This window comes from Varibaculum sp. GTC20041, assembly GCF_055387755.1.
The window spans coordinates 874,643-891,096 of record NZ_AP041144.1 but is presented as its reverse complement, the minus strand read 5'-3'; the positions used below and the strand labels follow the sequence as shown (position 1 = coordinate 891,096).

Annotated in this window: 12 protein-coding genes and 2 tRNA genes; 5 read left to right on the top strand and 9 right to left on the bottom strand. The window is 53.5% G+C overall.

The genetic code is table 11. From position 1 onward, the window contains the following. Positions 1-70: 70 nt before the first annotated feature. The 3 genes from ACZ5BI_RS03835 to gltX form a co-directional block, all read right to left on the bottom strand. Positions 71-146 (bottom strand) — tRNA-Glu (locus ACZ5BI_RS03835). A 32-nt stretch (positions 147-178) separates the two neighbouring features. Beyond that, positions 179-250, bottom strand: a tRNA-Gln gene (locus ACZ5BI_RS03830). A gap of 101 nt (positions 251-351) precedes the next feature. Further along, on the bottom strand, positions 352-1,911 hold the full coding sequence (gene gltX, locus ACZ5BI_RS03825) for a glutamate--tRNA ligase (protein WP_464896681.1): 1,560 nt from the start codon (positions 1,909-1,911) through the stop codon (positions 352-354). Positions 1,912-2,057: 146 nt separating this feature from the next. On the opposite strand from gltX, the gene ACZ5BI_RS03820 reads away from it, so the two are divergent. Then, the gene (locus ACZ5BI_RS03820; RefSeq protein ID WP_464896680.1) at positions 2,058-3,242 is read left to right on the top strand and encodes a MalY/PatB family protein; all 1,185 of its coding nucleotides are present in this window, start codon (positions 2,058-2,060) and stop codon (positions 3,240-3,242) included. Positions 3,243-3,272: 30 nt separating this feature from the next. Here ACZ5BI_RS03820 and ACZ5BI_RS03815 read toward each other — a convergent pair whose 3' ends face one another. Beyond that, a complete protein-coding gene (locus tag ACZ5BI_RS03815; RefSeq protein WP_464896679.1) occupies positions 3,273-4,037 on the bottom strand; it encodes a fumarylacetoacetate hydrolase family protein in 765 nt (254 codons plus the stop codon). Between the two features lie 55 nt (positions 4,038-4,092). Between ACZ5BI_RS03815 and ACZ5BI_RS03810 the strand changes: the two genes are divergently transcribed. Beyond that, positions 4,093-6,786, top strand: coding sequence for a DEAD/DEAH box helicase (locus ACZ5BI_RS03810; RefSeq protein WP_464896678.1), 2,694 nt, complete (start codon positions 4,093-4,095; stop codon positions 6,784-6,786). Here the strand turns inward: ACZ5BI_RS03810 and ACZ5BI_RS03805 are convergent. Continuing rightward, the gene (locus ACZ5BI_RS03805) at positions 6,737-7,270 is read right to left on the bottom strand and encodes a ClbS/DfsB family four-helix bundle protein (RefSeq protein ID WP_412585184.1); all 534 of its coding nucleotides are present in this window, start codon (positions 7,268-7,270) and stop codon (positions 6,737-6,739) included. The two genes, ACZ5BI_RS03810 and ACZ5BI_RS03805, sit on opposite strands and share 50 nt — an antisense overlap. A 353-nt stretch (positions 7,271-7,623) precedes the next feature. Between ACZ5BI_RS03805 and ACZ5BI_RS03800 the strand changes: the two genes are divergently transcribed. Further along, complete coding sequence (locus ACZ5BI_RS03800; RefSeq protein ID WP_316086580.1) at positions 7,624-8,193, top strand: nitroreductase family protein; 570 nt, start codon at positions 7,624-7,626, stop codon at positions 8,191-8,193. A gap of 139 nt (positions 8,194-8,332) precedes the next feature. On the opposite strand, the gene ACZ5BI_RS03795 is transcribed toward ACZ5BI_RS03800, so the two are convergent. Together ACZ5BI_RS03795 and ACZ5BI_RS03790 are read right to left on the bottom strand one after the other, a co-directional pair. Beyond that, positions 8,333-8,512 carry a hypothetical protein gene (locus tag ACZ5BI_RS03795; RefSeq protein ID WP_316086581.1) on the bottom strand — a complete coding sequence of 60 codons (180 nt, stop codon included), beginning with the start codon at positions 8,510-8,512 and terminating at the stop codon, positions 8,333-8,335. A gap of 99 nt (positions 8,513-8,611) precedes the next feature. Next, positions 8,612-11,128, bottom strand: coding sequence for an isopeptide-forming domain-containing fimbrial protein (locus ACZ5BI_RS03790; protein WP_464896677.1), 2,517 nt, complete (start codon positions 11,126-11,128; stop codon positions 8,612-8,614). Between the two features lie 220 nt (positions 11,129-11,348). Between ACZ5BI_RS03790 and ACZ5BI_RS03785 the strand changes: the two genes are divergently transcribed. After that, complete coding sequence (locus ACZ5BI_RS03785; RefSeq protein WP_464896676.1) at positions 11,349-12,704, top strand: TrkH family potassium uptake protein; 1,356 nt, start codon at positions 11,349-11,351, stop codon at positions 12,702-12,704. After that, entirely contained in the window at positions 12,697-13,365 is a 669-nt protein-coding gene (locus ACZ5BI_RS03780) for a potassium channel family protein (protein ID WP_316099004.1), read from the top strand. The genes ACZ5BI_RS03785 and ACZ5BI_RS03780 overlap by 8 nt, the downstream gene beginning before the upstream one ends. Before the next feature lie 91 nt (positions 13,366-13,456). On the opposite strand, the gene ACZ5BI_RS03775 is transcribed toward ACZ5BI_RS03780, so the two are convergent. After that, positions 13,457-13,843 (bottom strand): hypothetical protein, encoded by a 387-nt coding sequence (locus tag ACZ5BI_RS03775; RefSeq protein ID WP_464896675.1) that lies wholly within the window; start codon positions 13,841-13,843, stop codon positions 13,457-13,459. A 531-nt stretch (positions 13,844-14,374) separates the two neighbouring features. After that, on the bottom strand, positions 14,375-16,222 hold the full coding sequence (locus tag ACZ5BI_RS03770) for a phosphoenolpyruvate carboxykinase (GTP) (RefSeq protein WP_024058982.1): 1,848 nt from the start codon (positions 16,220-16,222) through the stop codon (positions 14,375-14,377). Positions 16,223-16,454 lie beyond the last annotated feature (232 nt).

Below are 16,454 nucleotides of genomic sequence, written 5' to 3'. Positions count from 1 at the left end.
GTTTCGACTTTGGGACTAAAAAGGTTGTGACTTTCAAAATAAATAAAAGTTAAAAAGGTGAAAGTGCCGGTGGTACCCCCAACGGGATTCGAACCCGTGTCTACGCCGTGAGAGGGCGGTGTCCTAGGCCTCTAGACTATGGGGGCCAGAAACAAGAACCAACAGGTTCCCATTTTTGCTGGGGTACCAGGACTTGAACCTAGAATGGCTGAACCAGAATCAGCTGTGTTACCGATTACACCATACCCCAAGGGCTGCAAACCTCGGCTTGCGCCGGGCTGCAGTCATCTACTCTAACGCAGGCACTTAGGCTGCTTCAAATAATTTCCTTGTGTGACTAATCACCTGACGTTATGCCTGCTCCAGATGGTTTTGTAGTTTATGCAGGCGTTTTATGGTGGCTTCTTTCCCCAGGATCCCGATGGAGTCAAACACCGGGATCGACACGTTAGAGCCGGTAACCGCCATAAATAGCGGCTGGAAGGCAACTCGCGGTTTAAGCCCCATTTCTTCGACCATGACCTGGCTCATAGCGGCTTTAACGGCCTCGGGATCACCAATGGTGCCAGCCTGCCCTACTTTACCTTCTGGCAAGCCAGCTACCACTTCAGCCGCGGCCGCCAGCACCTGCGGAGCATTATCTTTGAGTTTGCGCAGCGGTTTTTCTTGATATTCCACTTGGTCATCGGCAATAAAAAGGAATCCCAGCAGACTCTTAGCTTGAGAAAGTACCTGCATCCGGCTTTGGGCAAGCGGAGCGGCAGCCTCTAAAAGCTGTTTTTCTTTCTCCGTTAAATCGGCCAGGTTATCGGCGCTTAGGAATTCGCCGGCGTGCAGGTAGGGAACGATCCGTTCAGTAAAATCACTGGTTTCTAACATCCGAATATGGTCGGCGTTAATTGCTAAGGCCTTCTTGGAGTCAAAACGCGCCGGATTGGGGTTGACGTCCTCGATATCGAAGGCCGCGATCAGTTCTTCTTTGCTGAACACGTCCCGATCAGCAGATAGAGCCCACCCTAAGAGCGCTAAATAGTTGACCAGCCCTTCGGGGATCATCCCGTTTTCCCGGTGCAAAAGCAGGTTAGATTCCGGATCCCGCTTGGATAGTTTCTTGTTGCCCTCCCCCATTACATAAGGCAGGTGCGCGAACTCGGGGACGCAATCGGCGATTCCCAACTCGATGAGGGCGCGGTAAAGCACGATTTGGCGCGGAGTGGAGGAGAGCAGGTCTTCCCCGCGCAGCACATGCGTAATATGCATCAACGCGTCATCTACCGGGTTTACCAGGGTGTAGAGGGGGTCGCCGCCGCCGCGCACAATCACATAGTCCGGAACTGAACCGGCCTGGAACGTGATGTCTCCGCGCACCAGGTCATGGAAAGTAATATCTTCATCGGGCATCCGCATACGCAAAACCGGCTGGCGTCCTTCCGCACGGAAAGCAGCGATCTGTTCTTCCGTCAGGTTGCGGTCATATCCGTCATAGCCCAGGTGGGGATTGCGCCCGGCAGCTTTATGGCGCGCCGCGATTTCCTCAGGGGTGGAATAGGACTCGTACGCATATCCCCCGGCAAGCAGCTTATCCGCTACCTCTTTATAGATATCCATCCGTTCGCTTTGCCGGTAGGGGCCGTAGGGGCCGCCCTTATCCACGCCCTCGTCCCAATCTAGCCCCAACCAGCGCAGCGACTCTAGGATTTGCTGAAAGGATTCTTCTGAGTCGCGTTTAGCATCGGTGTCCTCGATCCGGAAAACGAAAGTTCCCCCGGTGTGGCGTGCGTATGCCCAGTTAAATAGGCAGGTACGCACCATTCCCACATGCGGGGTACCAGTGGGTGAAGGGCAAAACCGCACCCGAATAGGGGAAGTGGAATCCGGATTCATACCTAAAATCTCCTTGCGTAAAATCATTAGTTCCCCTCGATTCTACTTCGCGCCCCGCCCGATTCTCGAACCTGGGTGATTAGCGGAACGGGCTACGAACTTCCGATTCATTTTCGGCCGCCCAACTCTTCTACCACCACCCCGGAGTGCATGGGGAGGCGTAGGGTGGATACATGCAAGATTTTGACCGCTTATCCCTGCAAGAACTACGCCGTAGAGGATCTTTAAAATGGACGGGAAAGACCTTCGAGGGTGAGCCTTTATGGGGAGCCTGGGTTGCGGAAATGGATTTTGGAACCGCTCCGGCGGTTGCGAGCTGCCTGCACCGCGCTATTGATGACGGTTTCTTTGGCTATATGCCGCCGCGACTGGCCAATGATCTCCAACTAGAGACCGGGCGTTTTCTCGCTGATTCTTATGGCTGGCAGGTTAGCGCCCAGGATGTGTTTATTTCCTCCGATGTACTTTCAATTCTGCGTGCCCAAATCCAACTGGTGACTAACCCCGGGGAAGCGGTGGTGGTTCCCACTCCGGCCTATATGCCGTTTTTAACTATCCCCACCCAGGCAGGACGGGAACTAATCGAGGTTAAAAGCCGCTATAACCAGGGACGTTGGGAGCTTGATTTTGCGGCACTCGAACAAGCGCTTAGTCAGGAAAAAGCTAAACTGCTGGTGCTTTGCAACCCCTGGAACCCTACCGGGAGAGTCCTCAGCGAAGCCGAGCTGAGAAAAGTAGGGCAGCTGGCACTTGCCCATCAAGTAACGGTGTTTGCAGATGAAATCCATGCTCCTCTGGTGATTGCCGATAAGGCTCGCCATATCCCTTTCGCCAGTCTAGATCCTGATTTTTCCCAGATTACGGTTACTGCCCATGCGGCCTCTAAAGGCTGGAATTTGGCGGGGCTCCATTGCGCGCAAATGATTTTGCCGCCCTCGCCGCTACGTGATCAATTTGAAGAGTCAGGGTTAACTACCCAACTAGCAATGGGCGCGACTCCTTTGGGAGCACTAGCGGCTCGCGCTGCCTATCAGGAGGGCGGCGCTTGGCTACAAGAAATTAAGAGCTATATTCGCGAAAATCTCGCCCGCTCTCGTGATTTAGCTTTGCAGATTGCGCCCCGGCTTAACATACCGGAAGTAGAAGGAACCTATCTGTCACTGTGGGACGCGAGTAGCTATTGCAAAAACCCGGTCAAAATCGCCGAGGAGAAAGCGCGCGTGGGGGTAAATGGGGGCGAAATCCTGGGGAGTGGCTACCCCGGTTTGCTGCGACTTAACGCCGCGACTCCTCGCTACCTGTTCCTGGAGATGACCCGGCGGCTAGCTAGCGCGCTGCGAGAAGCAGAAAATGATTAGTCTCGCGCTAGGCTCTGCGAAGTTAACGGTTTAGCGGTTGGCACTAACCAACATATTTTCCATCTGCCCCACCCCGGTGATGGCGCTTGTTAGGCGTTCACCGGCGCTAAGGGGCTGCGCCGCTTCAACGCCCCCTACGATTACTACGTCCCCAGGCAGCAAGGTCATCATGTGAGTTACCTTAGCGAAGGCTTCGGCGGCTTTTAGCGGAAAGTCGGCACTGTTAGCGGAGACGACCTCTTGCCCGGAAACACTAGCGCTAATGGTGACGTTATCGGGATTAAAACCAGGGCCAACTACAATCCACGGACCTATCGCGGCAGAAGTATCCCAAGCCCTGGCCTGGGAGAAACTGATATCTTCCCCGCCGCTTGCGAAGTCTACCCCAATACTCCACCCGGCGATCACCGACCCCACCTGCTCGGGGGTCACGTTTTTACAAATAGTTTTAGCGACCGCTGCCAGTCCCACGAAGGCGCGTGCGGTGCCGCCTCCCCAAGCAGGAATGGCGATAGGGTCATCTGGTCCAATCACCGCCGTATTGGGTTTGATCCCCACCTGCGGCCACTGCTCAGTCCTATCCGTTGATCCTGGCTGGTTCGCGCAGCAGCTAACTGCTTTTGAGCGGGGAATTACTGGAGACAGCAGCCGTGCCTCCTCCAAGTTGTAAAGCTGCCCAGAAGGTTCCGCCTTCTGAAATAGCGGGTCACCTTTGAGGGCAACAATCCGCTCACTTCCGTCCTCTAAAGCACCATAAATAGGGTGGGCATCGATCCGAAATCGCACAATCTTCATAGAGCCCAGTCTAACGCCCTTGCTAAAGTAGAAAGGATGAGCCAAGGAGGAACGCGTGAGTAATAATGACCAGGAACCGGCATGGCGACGCCTAATCGCCGCCATGTTTACCTCCCCGCACCCAAAGGTTACCCCTGGTGCCGACCTGGGACTTTGCATCGAATTGGATGGCAGTTTCCACCCATTGCGCCGGGATGTTTCTGGTACTTGGACCCGTAATCGCGCCAGTTGGCGAGACCTTTGCCAAACTAAATGGGAGTCAGTTTCTGCCGGTCTAGATAGGACACAACTCAGCTGCCTACGGCAGGTGGCGGGGCTATTAGAAAAATCACCCCAAAGATTATCTTTAGAGGAGGGCGCGCAGGTATCCCCCGCTATTCGCACCTTGGCGCGCGCGGGATTTTCATTTGCCCTCGGCACCGAGCCTCTCACTCCACTGCGTTTTTCTCCGATTCTGGCGCGTCCTTTCCTGGATATTTGCGCTCCTGGCGATGTGGCGCTGCGTTTTGGGATTGATTTTTCTGCTGGTAATGACCCGGCGGGGCGCACAGTCGCCGCTACCTGCGTGGCTGCAGGTCTTGAACTGGTGGCCAGCGCAGAACTGGGATGTTTCGCCTTCTGGGATGATCGTTTTGGGCCGGTCAACCGGGTGTTGGGGGCGAAACCGGTACGGGTGCCACAGGCGGATTTAACGGATTTCTTGTTGCAAGATTTTCCGCGCCTTAGCGATAGTTTCCCGGTTTATTCTTTGGATAATAGTTTTGAGTTCCCAAAATATCGCTACCTGCTGGAAGTGGGAACTTCTCGGGAAGATGATCTTTACCGGATTTATTTGCGAGCCATGCGTGAACTCGAGGGTGAGAGAATTGAAACTAGCGCCCCTCTGGATCAGATTTCGCAGCTGAAAAGCCAGGTGACGAAGTGGTTGCGCCGCCAAGAGGGGGTTTTCACCTTCGATAGTTTCCTTTCTTGCCCCGCTCACCGCATTAACCAGTTACTGGATGAGCTGGAAACCGTTTTTGAGGGGCAAGATTTAGAGGTTAACCGCCGCGGGATTCCCCGTTCATTTTCGCAACGCGGTGGCGAAATCATCGTGGATTTAGCTCCCAATACTTACGGCTGGTTCACCCCGAATGTGCGTTTACATTTAGATGACCGCGACTTTTCGGCCTCCGAGATCGCCCAGATTCGCGAGCGGGGTGGGCTAATCGATAGCGATACTTACTTGAGCGAAGCAGAGCTGGATCGATTGAGCCTACTTAGTGAGCGTGCCGGTCTTAATCGGCGCGGCATTCACCCGGCGATTATTGACCTCTCCCAGATCTTGGAGGGTACGCAAGCACAGGTGCGCGGCCTGGAAGCCTGGAAGTCACGCCAACTAAAATTGCCGCCTATAGCCCCGCCCCACACCGCCAAGCTGCGCGAATATCAACGCACAGGCGTTTCCTGGCTGCTGGCACAACTAACGATTGGGCCGGGAGCGGTGCTTGCCGATGAAATGGGGCTAGGGAAAACTCTACAGATTTTAGCAGCGATTAATTCCTTGCCCTCCTCGAATCCGGTGCTGGTAGTGGCGCCCACTTCGGTAATTAATGTTTGGGAGTCGCAAGCGCAACGTTTTTATCCCGAGATGGAGGTGCAGGCGCTGCGTAGCGGCACCGAGATTGAGGAGGGCTTCAATGGGGCAGATTTAGTGGTTACCTCCTACGGGTTGCTGCGCCGCCATGCAGAGGCTTTCTTAGAGCCTCAGTGGCAGGGAGTTATCTGTGACGAAGCGCAGCTGGTGAAGAATCCGCGCACCCAAGCTTGGCGCGTCCTCGCCGATATGCGCCGTGAGTGGACGATTTGTGCTACCGGCACTCCCCTAGAGAATTCTTTAGCGGATTTACATGCGATTTTATCTTTGGCGCAACCGGGCACTTTGCTTTCACGGGAACAGTTTGCTGCCTTGCAGCTGCGCGGGCTGAGTCAGGTGCGTTCGCTGGTGGCGCCCTATATGTTACGGCGCACTAAAGCAGAGGTAGCGCCAGATTTACCTCCCAAGATTGAACAGGTGTTGCGGGTCGATTTAGAACCGGGGCATAGCGTCGCCTATCGGGAACTAGAAGCCCAGGCACGCCGCCAGGTTAGCGGCATGCTGCAATCCGGGGATCGGATGTCGATTTTGGCGGCGCTGACGGCGCTGCGGCGAGCCAGCTTAGATCTGCGGCTAGTAGGTGGACGCGCCGGGATCACCAGCGCGAAAACCAACGCTCTGGTGGAACAGTTACAGGCAATACCGGGACACAAAGCCTTAGTGTTTTCGCAGTTCACGTCCTATTTAAAGCTAATTAAAGAAGCTTTGGAGGAGGCGGGAATCAAAACCGTTTATCTGGATGGGTCTACTAGGAGACGCGACCAGGTAGTTAAGGAGTTTTCCGAGGGCGACGCGCAAGCATTCTTGATTTCACTGCGAGCAGGTGGCACGGGGCTTACTTTGACTGCCGCCGACTATGTGTTTGTGATGGATCCGTGGTGGAATCCGGCGGTGGAAGAGCAGGCAATCGATCGCGCCCACCGGATCGGGCAAGAACGCCCAGTCAATGTTTATCGCTTGGTTGCGACAGGAACTATTGAAGAAAAGGTTTCTCAACTTCAACAGTGCAAACGGGATTTATTCTCTTCGGTGGTACCTGCTTCGAGTTCTATTACCGATTTAGCTAATGCTTTGTTGCTGGATAGCGAGCAATTAGTTTCTTCCATTTCCTGATTTTGGTGCGAAAGGTAGTAAACGGGGCAACCGTGTTGATATGTACCCATTTCCAAACCGGCCATGCTGAGGGGGTAGACGATGCCCATGCTCGCTGTTCGGACGCGAACAGTTCGGTTGCACTGAGAGTATTTACCAGTTCAATAACTTCAGCTAGCAGCATTTTGAAACGGTCAATCAGCTCTGCGGTTTCAACCTGCTCCCAACGTTTATAAAAAGACTCATAAAGGCCGCCCAATTTATTCCATTTGTAGCCGGGGGCCGGAGTAATTACCTCGATACCGGCTTGTTCATCGCGTTCCCACCCCAATAAAAGTTCCATCCATCCCAATTGGTAAGCAAGCATCTGGCGGGGAGTGCGGTCTACCCCTTCGACTAACAAATCCCAATTACCCGCAGGTACCTCGGCGAATTCGCCTATAAACAGATTAGCGCGCTTAGTAATCTCGGCAGCTAGCTCAGCTCCTGACTCATACGTCCTCATTTCCTGACCCTCCCTATAGCAGGTTGAACTTAGTTACGGCTTCTGCCTCAAGTTTCAGCTATTTCTGCTAACCGCTTACAGTTTCGATTATCCTCGGTCGCTATTAAAACTCACGTCTGTCGCATTCAAGAATATATAACTCTCTTAAAGATTCCACCTCACCTACACACCGTATTCACAGGCGCAGCTTATGATTTTCGCAGTAAGCGAGTATCGGCTATTCCTTTTGGGCTGGCGATGCTAAAAACTTCTGAAAAAGCGTTTATGCGCCGGGAGCTAAATTCTGCTGTCGTTGCTAGCGGCCGCGAGGATTCTTCGAGACGATTAAAAGGAAACAGCTGGAAGGAATAGCTATGAAGACCTTGGACCTTTTGCGCAATCGCCGCTCGCGCTACCAACTGAACCGGGAGATTCCCCTCAGCCACCAGGAACTGCTCGATTTGATCGACGAGGTAACCGTGCAGGTACCGGATGCTTTCAATATGCAGTCGCAGCGGCTACTGGTAGTTACCGGTGAAAATCAGGACGCCCTCTGGAATCGGGTTTTTGAGGTTTTCGAGGGGAAGGTTCCGCGGGAAAAGATTGATTCTTTCCGGGCTGGTTACGGCACTATCCTCTACTTTTATGACCAGGCAGTAACCGAAGAAATGGCGGGCAAGTTCACCGCCTATGCTGACAAGTTCCCGCATTGGGCGGCGCAATCCTTGGGAATGCTGCAATTTTCGCTATGGGTAGCGCTCCGGGAAGCAGGAATTGGCGCTTCCCTGCAACACTACAATCCGGTGATTGACCATGAGGTCAAGCAAATGTTCGACCTGCCCGAAACCTGGATGCTAGATGCGCAAATGCCGTTCGGCCTGGCCAGCGATGAGCCCTCTCCTAAGCAGCTGCAAGACATTCGCCAGCGGGTAATCCAGCGTTAACAAAGCAATCGAGCGCCGGCAAGCTCAAGCGTTAGACCTTGCCGGTAGCCCGGCGGCATTATTCCCCGGCTCGAGTTGGAATCCACCTGGCATTTTCAGGTATTAGCTCAAATTTCGCGGTTATGCCAGGCAATACAACCTATAGGAGTACGCCCTGCTCGCTGCTGCTAGCTTCTTCTGGCGTCAGCGAATGAGGCGCTACTACCTCCATAGTGTCCTCTAGAGGAATTTCACCTAAAGCTGCCAGCACGCACCTGCCTACGTGGTACCCCAAGTTCACCGGCACCGCGTTCCCGATCTGCTTATATTGCGCCGCCACCGACCCGCAGAACTCCCAGAGATAGCGTTGCGCACATCTAAGAGCTTTGCTTACTGCAATAGCTCCCCCCCCCCTTAGATTGAGGACGAAAGTTTCGGCTTAGTGGTAGCGGCGGCGGAGGATAATTGTCGCTCCCAGCGCTACCCCCAGGGCACAAATCCCCAACAGAGTAGCAGAACTACTGCCGGTGTGAACTATTTCCTCCGGCACCGGAGGTGTCGCAGGCGGAGTCCCTGGTGGGGTTACCGGAGGGGTTACCGGCGGAGTTACCGGCGGCGTGGAAGGTGGTGTCGGCGGTGGCGTGGGCGGAATAAAAGTATTGGTGAAGGACACCAGGTTAACCCCATCATTTTGCTCGGCTTGGGCAACTTGGCTGACCTCGAACTTACCCGCAAGTTCTGCCGGCAAATTCTCTGTCACCTTATAGGTAAGCGCCACTCGCTCTTCCGGTTTCTTCTCCACATCTGCGAGCGTATATTTAGGGAGCTTCTCGAGGGCGAATTGAAAGTCTTTGCCCTCGCCTTGTCGGAAACTGTCGGCTTTCAGATACTTTCGCACCGGCTCGGTCGCTATTTTGTTGTCTCCCTGCCAGGTTTCCACTTGGAAGTTATCGATATAATCACGCATATCGAAATCTTTAAGCAGTTCAAGTCCGCCCTCCCAGTGTTTCTTAACCAGCAAATCCAGGTAGGGGATAATCTCGGTTTCTGAATCAGGAATCCGGTTATAAATAGGTTGCTTGCCTAGTTTTTTCAGCTTTACTTGAAACTTAATCGAGAGATTTCGCGCCTCAGGAATCTTAATCGCTTTAAGAAAATCGAATTCTGCTACCTGGGTCTTTGCCTTGTCCAGCAGCCTAATCTCCCGGGTGTCCGGGTTATAGCGGGCCTCAAAGTCCGTGGCTAAGTCCCCGTCCTCCATGACTTTTAAGGAATCCGGAACCAGTTCCAGGCGTTCATCTAGCTTATCGATTACCGTGGCCGTGTCCTTAAAGCCCATGTCTACATACTTGTCATACTTAACCACCAGGCGGTGATCTCCGGGTAACTTAGCGTTAATCCGGTAGTCGATCAGGTCTCCCTTACCGGCATAGGCTTTTTTCGCGTCCTCCCCAATCGGGTATTTCGCCTGGTCGATAACCTTATCAAAAACCGGTTTCTTCGGTATCAGCAGTAGCAGCGGGGTCTTGTAACCAATATATGCGCGCGAGCTCGCGTTATCCTTAAATCGCTCATCGGTAGCGCCATAGGGATTAGCCCACACTTCTTCATGATTGCTGTTCGATTGGAGCATCCTCATAGTGAGCCGCCCATTTTCTGCCAGGCGAACTCCGTACTGTAATGACAGATCGTAGTCTTTCTTGAACGCTGGCGCCGCGTCCTCAATCCGCACCGTATACTCCCCCGGAGTTACTGCCTTAAACAAACTTGCCGGATAATCGTAGGCGGTTTTAGTAGCAGTAGATTTTGCGATCAGCTTTCCTTGCTGGTTATACAGCCCCAGGGTAAACCCGGGTTTCGCATAGGCAGTAGCAAAAGAGTCATACTTGACGCTTTCGATATTAGAAGCCAGGATATACACCTGTTTTCCCAGAGTAACGATCAAGGTATTAGTCGCCGGATCGAATTTTTGCCTGGCAATTCCGTAATACATATAAGCCTTTGGCAGGCTGGGCAAAGAAAGCTTCGCGCCCTCCGGCACCCCGGTCGCTTGAATATCGAAAGAATAATCTCCGCTGGCAGTAGGCAGAGACAGCTGTTTTTCTGCCTGGGGATCCGACTTACCCCCGATATTAAACTTCCAGGTGTCACTCTCCCCCAGCACCTCCAGGGGACGCTTAATAGTCACGTGATAGGTCTTATCCACCAGCTTTAGCGGTTTTAATACCAACTGGAATCCCTCACCCTGCGCCAGTACTTTTTGCACCGAATATGGCGTTTTCTGCCCGCCGTCTTTCAAGGTAATGCTCGGCAAGTCTGCTTGCGTTGCCGGCACCAGAGAGCTCGGGGCGAACTTGCCGCTGTCATCGTAGGCGAGCGCTTTTAGGAAACCGTGACCAGCAGAATCTTTCCTGACCGTAACAGTCTCATTTTTCTGGCTAACCGAGTTGTATAGCGGGAGTTCAAAGGATTCCGCGGTGCCCGGAAGGGATTTCCCGGCTTCATCGACCATAGTAATGTCGTAGCGCGCCGAGATTTTTTCTTTAAAGGTCATCCGCATTTCCGAGGTGCCATCGGATCCGGCCGCAACCTTTACTTTTTGTGCCTCCCCTATCTGCGAAAAACCTTTCTTCACCGAAAAAGTAATTTCCTTGCCGAGGGGGTAATCCGCGGCCTCTAGGCCGAACTCAATCTCGCATTTGCGCAACCCATTTTCTAGGGTTTTGTCCGAGGTAACGTCAGCGGCCTCAATCTCGTAGGAGTCAGCAAACCATCCGGTGCCTTCTTGAATCTCTAAGTCGGTGCACTTAGCCCGGGTATAGATAGTTGCATAGAGGGCAGCTGTATCTTCGTCCTCCTCACCTGCCGCCTGCGCTAAAGGCGATAAAAACGCCATCCCTAAGATTAGAGCCAGGATCACACCGATCAGAGAAAGGTTCGCGGCTTTTCTGTTCATATTCCCCACTTGCGGTAGCAGTATTTCGACCTGTTGTCAGAATATCGCGCTGGAGATACCGAAAATAATGCAGCGTAAAAAATCACAATAATATTTGCCTGGAAGGAGAGAACAAACCCACCAGAAAAATACTGCAAAATTAATAGCTGCTATTACCTATTTGACATGGAAAAACAGCCACCTGTATTCGGGGAGAATCGCGCACTTGCAGGAGGGAGCAATGCTGCGTAGGATGCAGTTCGTGTCCAAAACACAGCGGCATTATTTTAACTATGCGGCAGTGATATTATCCGGGTTCCTTATCGCCCTGCTGATAGGAACCTGCCTACTAATGCTGCCGTTATCCACGGTACATGTCGGGGGGCTACCGCTACTCCCGGCCTTATTTACCGCCACCTCTGCCCTCTGCGTTACCGGCTTAACAATTGTTGACACCGCCACCTATTGGACAGATTTCGGCAAAGTCGTGATTTTACTATTAATACAGGTAGGCGGCTTTGGGGTGATGAGTTTTGCGGCTGTGCTCGCCCAAGCAGTAATCCGCCGGGAAAGCCATAGCGCCAAGCTGGCTTCAGCGGCCGAGCGGCGCAGCGTCACCGGCAGGTTGGGCGTGCTGTTGCGCCGGGTACTGGGAACTTCCCTCCTGGTTGAGCTACTCACCGCCATTCCCTTGACGATTCGTTTCCTGTCCCTAGGGTATTCGCTGCCGCGCGCCCTCTGGCATGGAGTCTTTCACGCAGTTTCGGCCTTTAATAATGCTGGCTTCGCCCTCTATTCGGACAATATGTCTTCCTTTGTGGGCGATTGGGGGGTGTGTCTGCCCATAATGGTGGCAATCATTATCGGAGGTTTGGGATTCCCTGTCCTCTTCCAACTTCGCACCAGCCTATTCAAGCCTTACCGCTGGTCACTGCACACTCGGATGATGATAGCTGGCACCGGCGGCCTCCTAGTATTTTCTTCCCTGCTGGTTACGGCTTTCGAGTGGCACAACCCGAAAACTTTGGGCAAACTCCCTACTCTAGACGCGATCCTGGCCGGAATATTTCAAGCAGTCCAAACCCGCACCACTGGTTTTAACTCGATAGATATTGGACAAATGCATGAATCCACCTTGTTTGCGATGGATACTTTTATGTTTATCGGCGCGGGACCGGCCGGTACTGCCGGGGGCATCAAAATCACCACCATGTTTGCCCTCCTGGCGATTGTCGCTGCGGTTATCCGCGGCCGCAACCAAGCAGTAGTGTTTGGAAAAAGTATTTCTTCCGAGGTGGCGCAGCAAGCAGTCGCGGTGGTGGTGTTGGGATTTATCTTGGTGGTTACTTCCACCATTTCGATCATGTTCTTAACCCACTTCACCTTGTCGCAAACCCTATTTGAAGTGTTCTCCGCTTTTGGTACCGTAGGTCTATCTACCGGAATAACGCCGCTACTTAACGATCCTTCGCAGTTAATACTTATAGCTTTAATGATTATTGGGCGGTTAGGTCCGATTACGGTTGCTACCGCACTCGCTTTCGCACCTAGTGCCTCTAAGATTTCCTTCCCCACAGAAAGGCCGATCATTGGTTAATTTCTCGAAACCTACTTACGCGGTGCTGGGCTTAGGACGCTTTGGCAGCGCCGTCGCCCGCGAACTCATGTCCGACTATGCCGTGGTTATCGGTATCGATTTAAACGAGACGGTAGTGAACCGCAATAACGGTATTTTGAGCCAGGTGGCGCAAACCGATGCCACCGATATTGCTTCCATTACCGAGCTAGGGGTCGCTGATTGTGATGGCGTAGTAGTCGGGATTGGCGGCCCCCACGTGGAGGCCTCTATCCTCACCTGCTCGCTGCTCACCGATATGGGGGTTAAGAACCTGTGGGCAAAGTCCTCCGGAACCGCCCACGGACGCATCTTGGAACAAATCGGAGTCCCCCATATCGTTTATCCCGAAGTGGCGATGGGGCGCAGGGTTGCTCACCTGGTACGCGGGGTAAACCTGGACTACGTAGAACTATCTTCCGGCACCGCCATGGTTAGAACTATTCTTCCCAAGTCTGCAGTCGGGTCTCTCGATGAGGTTAACCTTTGGAATCGGCACGGGGTAAAGATCGTGGCGGTACTACGGGAAAACCAGTGGCAACCAGTGCTAGGGGCAGTAGAACTTTCCGAGGGCGACCAAGTACAGATTTACGGCGGCGCGAAACAGGTAGAAAAGTTTGCCCGTCTCGCTCCCCGCCCGTAGCGGTCTACCCTAGCGCGGCCACTAGCAATAACCGGCCTAACTGCCTCCGCAGACCCTATTGCAATGGCGATATCTCAAGTAGCAGTGCGGATTATGATTCGCGGGGACGACTGTTGATACTGTGAGTCTTTGAGTGAAACAAGCTGCCGATCTTGTTAGCTGTTACTGCTAGCAGCGAATAGGCAATCCCGTAGATCAGCGCGGATTCGTTAAAAAAGATCAGCATGGGCACCATGAAAAACAGTATCGGCATCACTATCCATAAAACAGTGAAACCCTCCGTGATTCCGCCCCAGGCGGCTAGCGCGACAGTGATTAGCGGAAACACTATGAACAGCATCAAGATAAACAGCATCATGCCTGAATCAGGGGCGCTGAATACTCCGATGGCGGCTCTAGTAAGAGCAGGCAGTAAAAGATAGCACGCGAAAAGCCCGCCAAGTCGTGCCCAAGTGCCGCGTCTTTTCCACCTTTGCATGCACTCATTTTTTCATGTCCAGAAGGGAAAAACCATGGGGCTTAGAAACTGGCTACGCCCCAAACCGCGCGGCGCTAAAAACCACCAGGATAACCTCGTCCTATTCATTTCTATTGGGCTTGACCTTTTTTTGGGCGTTCGGCAACCGAACGTAGCACGATGCAGAGGACGCTCATCTATCGCGTAATCCTGCAGGAGATTTTGGGATCTCAAATCTACTACGAGTGCTGCGGTAAAGTAGAAGATGCAGAAGGTGGGAACGAGGTCTCCCATCATGTCTTAGAGGGAGTCTAGCGGACGCAAGCGCTGCTAGGCTCTCTTCTCATTTCTTTTCCGGTCTAGGGGGTCATTACCGCGCTAACCCGGGAGATACCCGTCAGTCAATCTTCCACCACGAGGTTGATAGAAGCAACAAGATCGGGGTTAATACCCAAAGTGGCGGGTTAATCCCAACAGGAGCCATAGCTACCCGCTGGAATTAACCCGCCTAGAGAAAATCCACCCGTCACTAGCGCAAAACCAGGAGACCAATTAAGCGTTAAACGCCTGCTCTATGCGCTCGTGCGCGGCCCAGATCTGCTCAGGTAGATTCTTGAACTGTGCAAGGTGCTCGCGGCGGTAGCCCATCTCCTTCTTCCACAGATCGGTGTCGATGGAAAGAAGCTTATCCAGATCGGCGTCGTCACCTTCGAAACCATCCAGATTCAACTCTTCCTTCTTCGGCAAAATACCTACCGGTGTTTGCACGCCCTCAGCGCGCCCTTCCTTAACGTCTAGCAGCCAAAGCAGCGCTCGCAGGTTGTCGCGGTAGCCAGGCCAGCAGAAGTGTCCGTCTTCCGGATCGCGCTGGAACCAGTTCACGTGCGCAAAAATGGGCTGTTCCTTCGCGGAGCCAATTATTTTCAACCAGTGGGTCGCGTAGTCCCCTTCGGGGTAGGACATGAAGGGGCGCATCGACATCGGATCGTAACGCAGCACGCCCTCCTTGCCTTCAGCCGCGAAAGTGGCTTGGGCTCCCAGGGTCAAACCGTCGTATACGCCCTCGGCTAGGTCGGTGATTGCCCGGATAAGCGGCTCCCGGTCCTTTACTCGCCCGCCAAAGATGATGGCGTCAATTGGCACCCCTTGCGGTTCTTCGTAATCGGGAGCCACGTTGGGCACGTTAGCCAAAGATGTGGTGAAGCGGGAATTGGGATGTGCCCACTCGTCTCCCTTGGCCTCGCAGCGCTGCCGATCGGCCGGGCGGTCGGAAATCTTTTCGCCCTTCCAATCCCGCCAGCCAGTAACGTCTTCGGGGTAGTCCGGGGTCTTACCTTCCCACCACAGCTCTTGGGTTTCGGGGTTGTAAGCGACGTTGGTGAAGAGCGTCTTAGAGCCTTCTTTGATGGCGTCCATGGCGGTGGGATTAGACTTCCAGTTGGTGTCCTTTGCCACGCCGAACGCGCCGTATTCGGGGTTCATGCCGTAAATCTTGCCGTCTTCGCCAACGTGCAGCCACACGATGTCATCGCCGTAGAAGTAAACTTCGTAGCGGTCACCCAAGGCGTCCGGGGCTAGCATCATAGCGAGGTTGGTTTTACCGGAAGCTGAGGGGAAACCACCGCACACGTAGTAGGTGTGATCCTTGAGCTTATCCTTAATCCCGATCAGCATGAACTGTTCGGAAAGGAATTCCCCGGAGGCCCAGCCGTCGTAAGAAGCTTGGCGCAGACCGTGGGCGATCTTGCCGAGTAGCGCGTTGCCGCCGTAGGAGGAACCGAAGTGCAAAATTGTGCGTTCGTCGGCTACCGTGGCAAACAGGCGCTTATCCTTATCGGTGCCCTGCCCCAAGTTCTTCAGGTCGCCAGTAACGTGCACTGCGCGCACGAATTCTGCCGGATTTTCCAAATTGTTCAGGTGTTCTACGCCAACCCGGGCCATGCGGATCATGTGAAGAACCACGGTGAGGTTGTCGGTAAGTTCCACTCCGCGAGCCCACTTTTCTAGCGGCGATTTCGGCGGTGCCATCAGGTAGGGCACCACGTACATTGTTTTACTCCGGGAGGCGCCCTTCATGCTTTCCAACTGCCGGGCAGTTACTTCCGTGGCGTCGTGCCAGTTGTTGTAAATTCCGGCTTCTTGCGGATTGTGGGTGGCGACGACGGTGCGTTCCTCGCTGCGCGCCGTGTCCTTGTAGTAGGAGCGGGAGTAGTAGAGTCCATCACCCGCAGGTGCGATTTCACCGGTGGCTAGGCCTTCGGCGATGAGTCGGTCGTCATCCTTTGCGGAAATGACTTCGATGGCAGCGGGTTCGGTAATTCCGGCCCAGTGCGCTACATACTCAGCTACTGCGGGATTTTCCAGCCCGGCATCGCTGAGGATCTTGGCAATGTTATCCATATTTATTACTCCTAAAATTTCGTGTAGTAGAACATTAAATTTAGGATACCCGAAACTTTTGAAGCAAACCTGGATTTAAGTCCTGCCTGGAATAAATAGGAACAAAACCTGGGACGCTGCAGTATGGGCTAGCAAATCCGCTAATAGGAGAGCCCTCTGTAGGCTAGTTAGTTTCTTAACTCTCCCTTTTCTCCCGCCTATGTGTCGGCTAGATTACCCCGACATTACTTGA

Excerpts from the sequence above, each read along its gene's own strand:
- gltX (WP_464896681.1), bottom strand. The coding sequence starts at position 1,911 with ATGATTTTACGCAAGGAGATTTTAGGTATGAATCCGGATTCCACTTCC.
- ACZ5BI_RS03820 (WP_464896680.1), top strand. The coding sequence starts at position 2,058 with ATGCAAGATTTTGACCGCTTATCCCTGCAAGAACTACGCCGTAGAGGA.
- ACZ5BI_RS03815 (WP_464896679.1), bottom strand. The coding sequence starts at position 4,037 with ATGAAGATTGTGCGATTTCGGATCGATGCCCACCCTATTTATGGTGCT.
- ACZ5BI_RS03805 (WP_412585184.1), bottom strand. The coding sequence starts at position 7,270 with ATGAGGACGTATGAGTCAGGAGCTGAGCTAGCTGCCGAGATTACTAAG.
- ACZ5BI_RS03800 (WP_316086580.1), top strand. The coding sequence starts at position 7,624 with ATGAAGACCTTGGACCTTTTGCGCAATCGCCGCTCGCGCTACCAACTG.
- ACZ5BI_RS03790 (WP_464896677.1), bottom strand. The coding sequence starts at position 11,128 with ATGAACAGAAAAGCCGCGAACCTTTCTCTGATCGGTGTGATCCTGGCT.
- ACZ5BI_RS03785 (WP_464896676.1), top strand. The coding sequence starts at position 11,349 with ATGCTGCGTAGGATGCAGTTCGTGTCCAAAACACAGCGGCATTATTTT.
- ACZ5BI_RS03775 (WP_464896675.1), bottom strand. The coding sequence starts at position 13,843 with ATGCAAAGGTGGAAAAGACGCGGCACTTGGGCACGACTTGGCGGGCTT.
- ACZ5BI_RS03770 (WP_024058982.1), bottom strand. The coding sequence starts at position 16,222 with ATGGATAACATTGCCAAGATCCTCAGCGATGCCGGGCTGGAAAATCCC.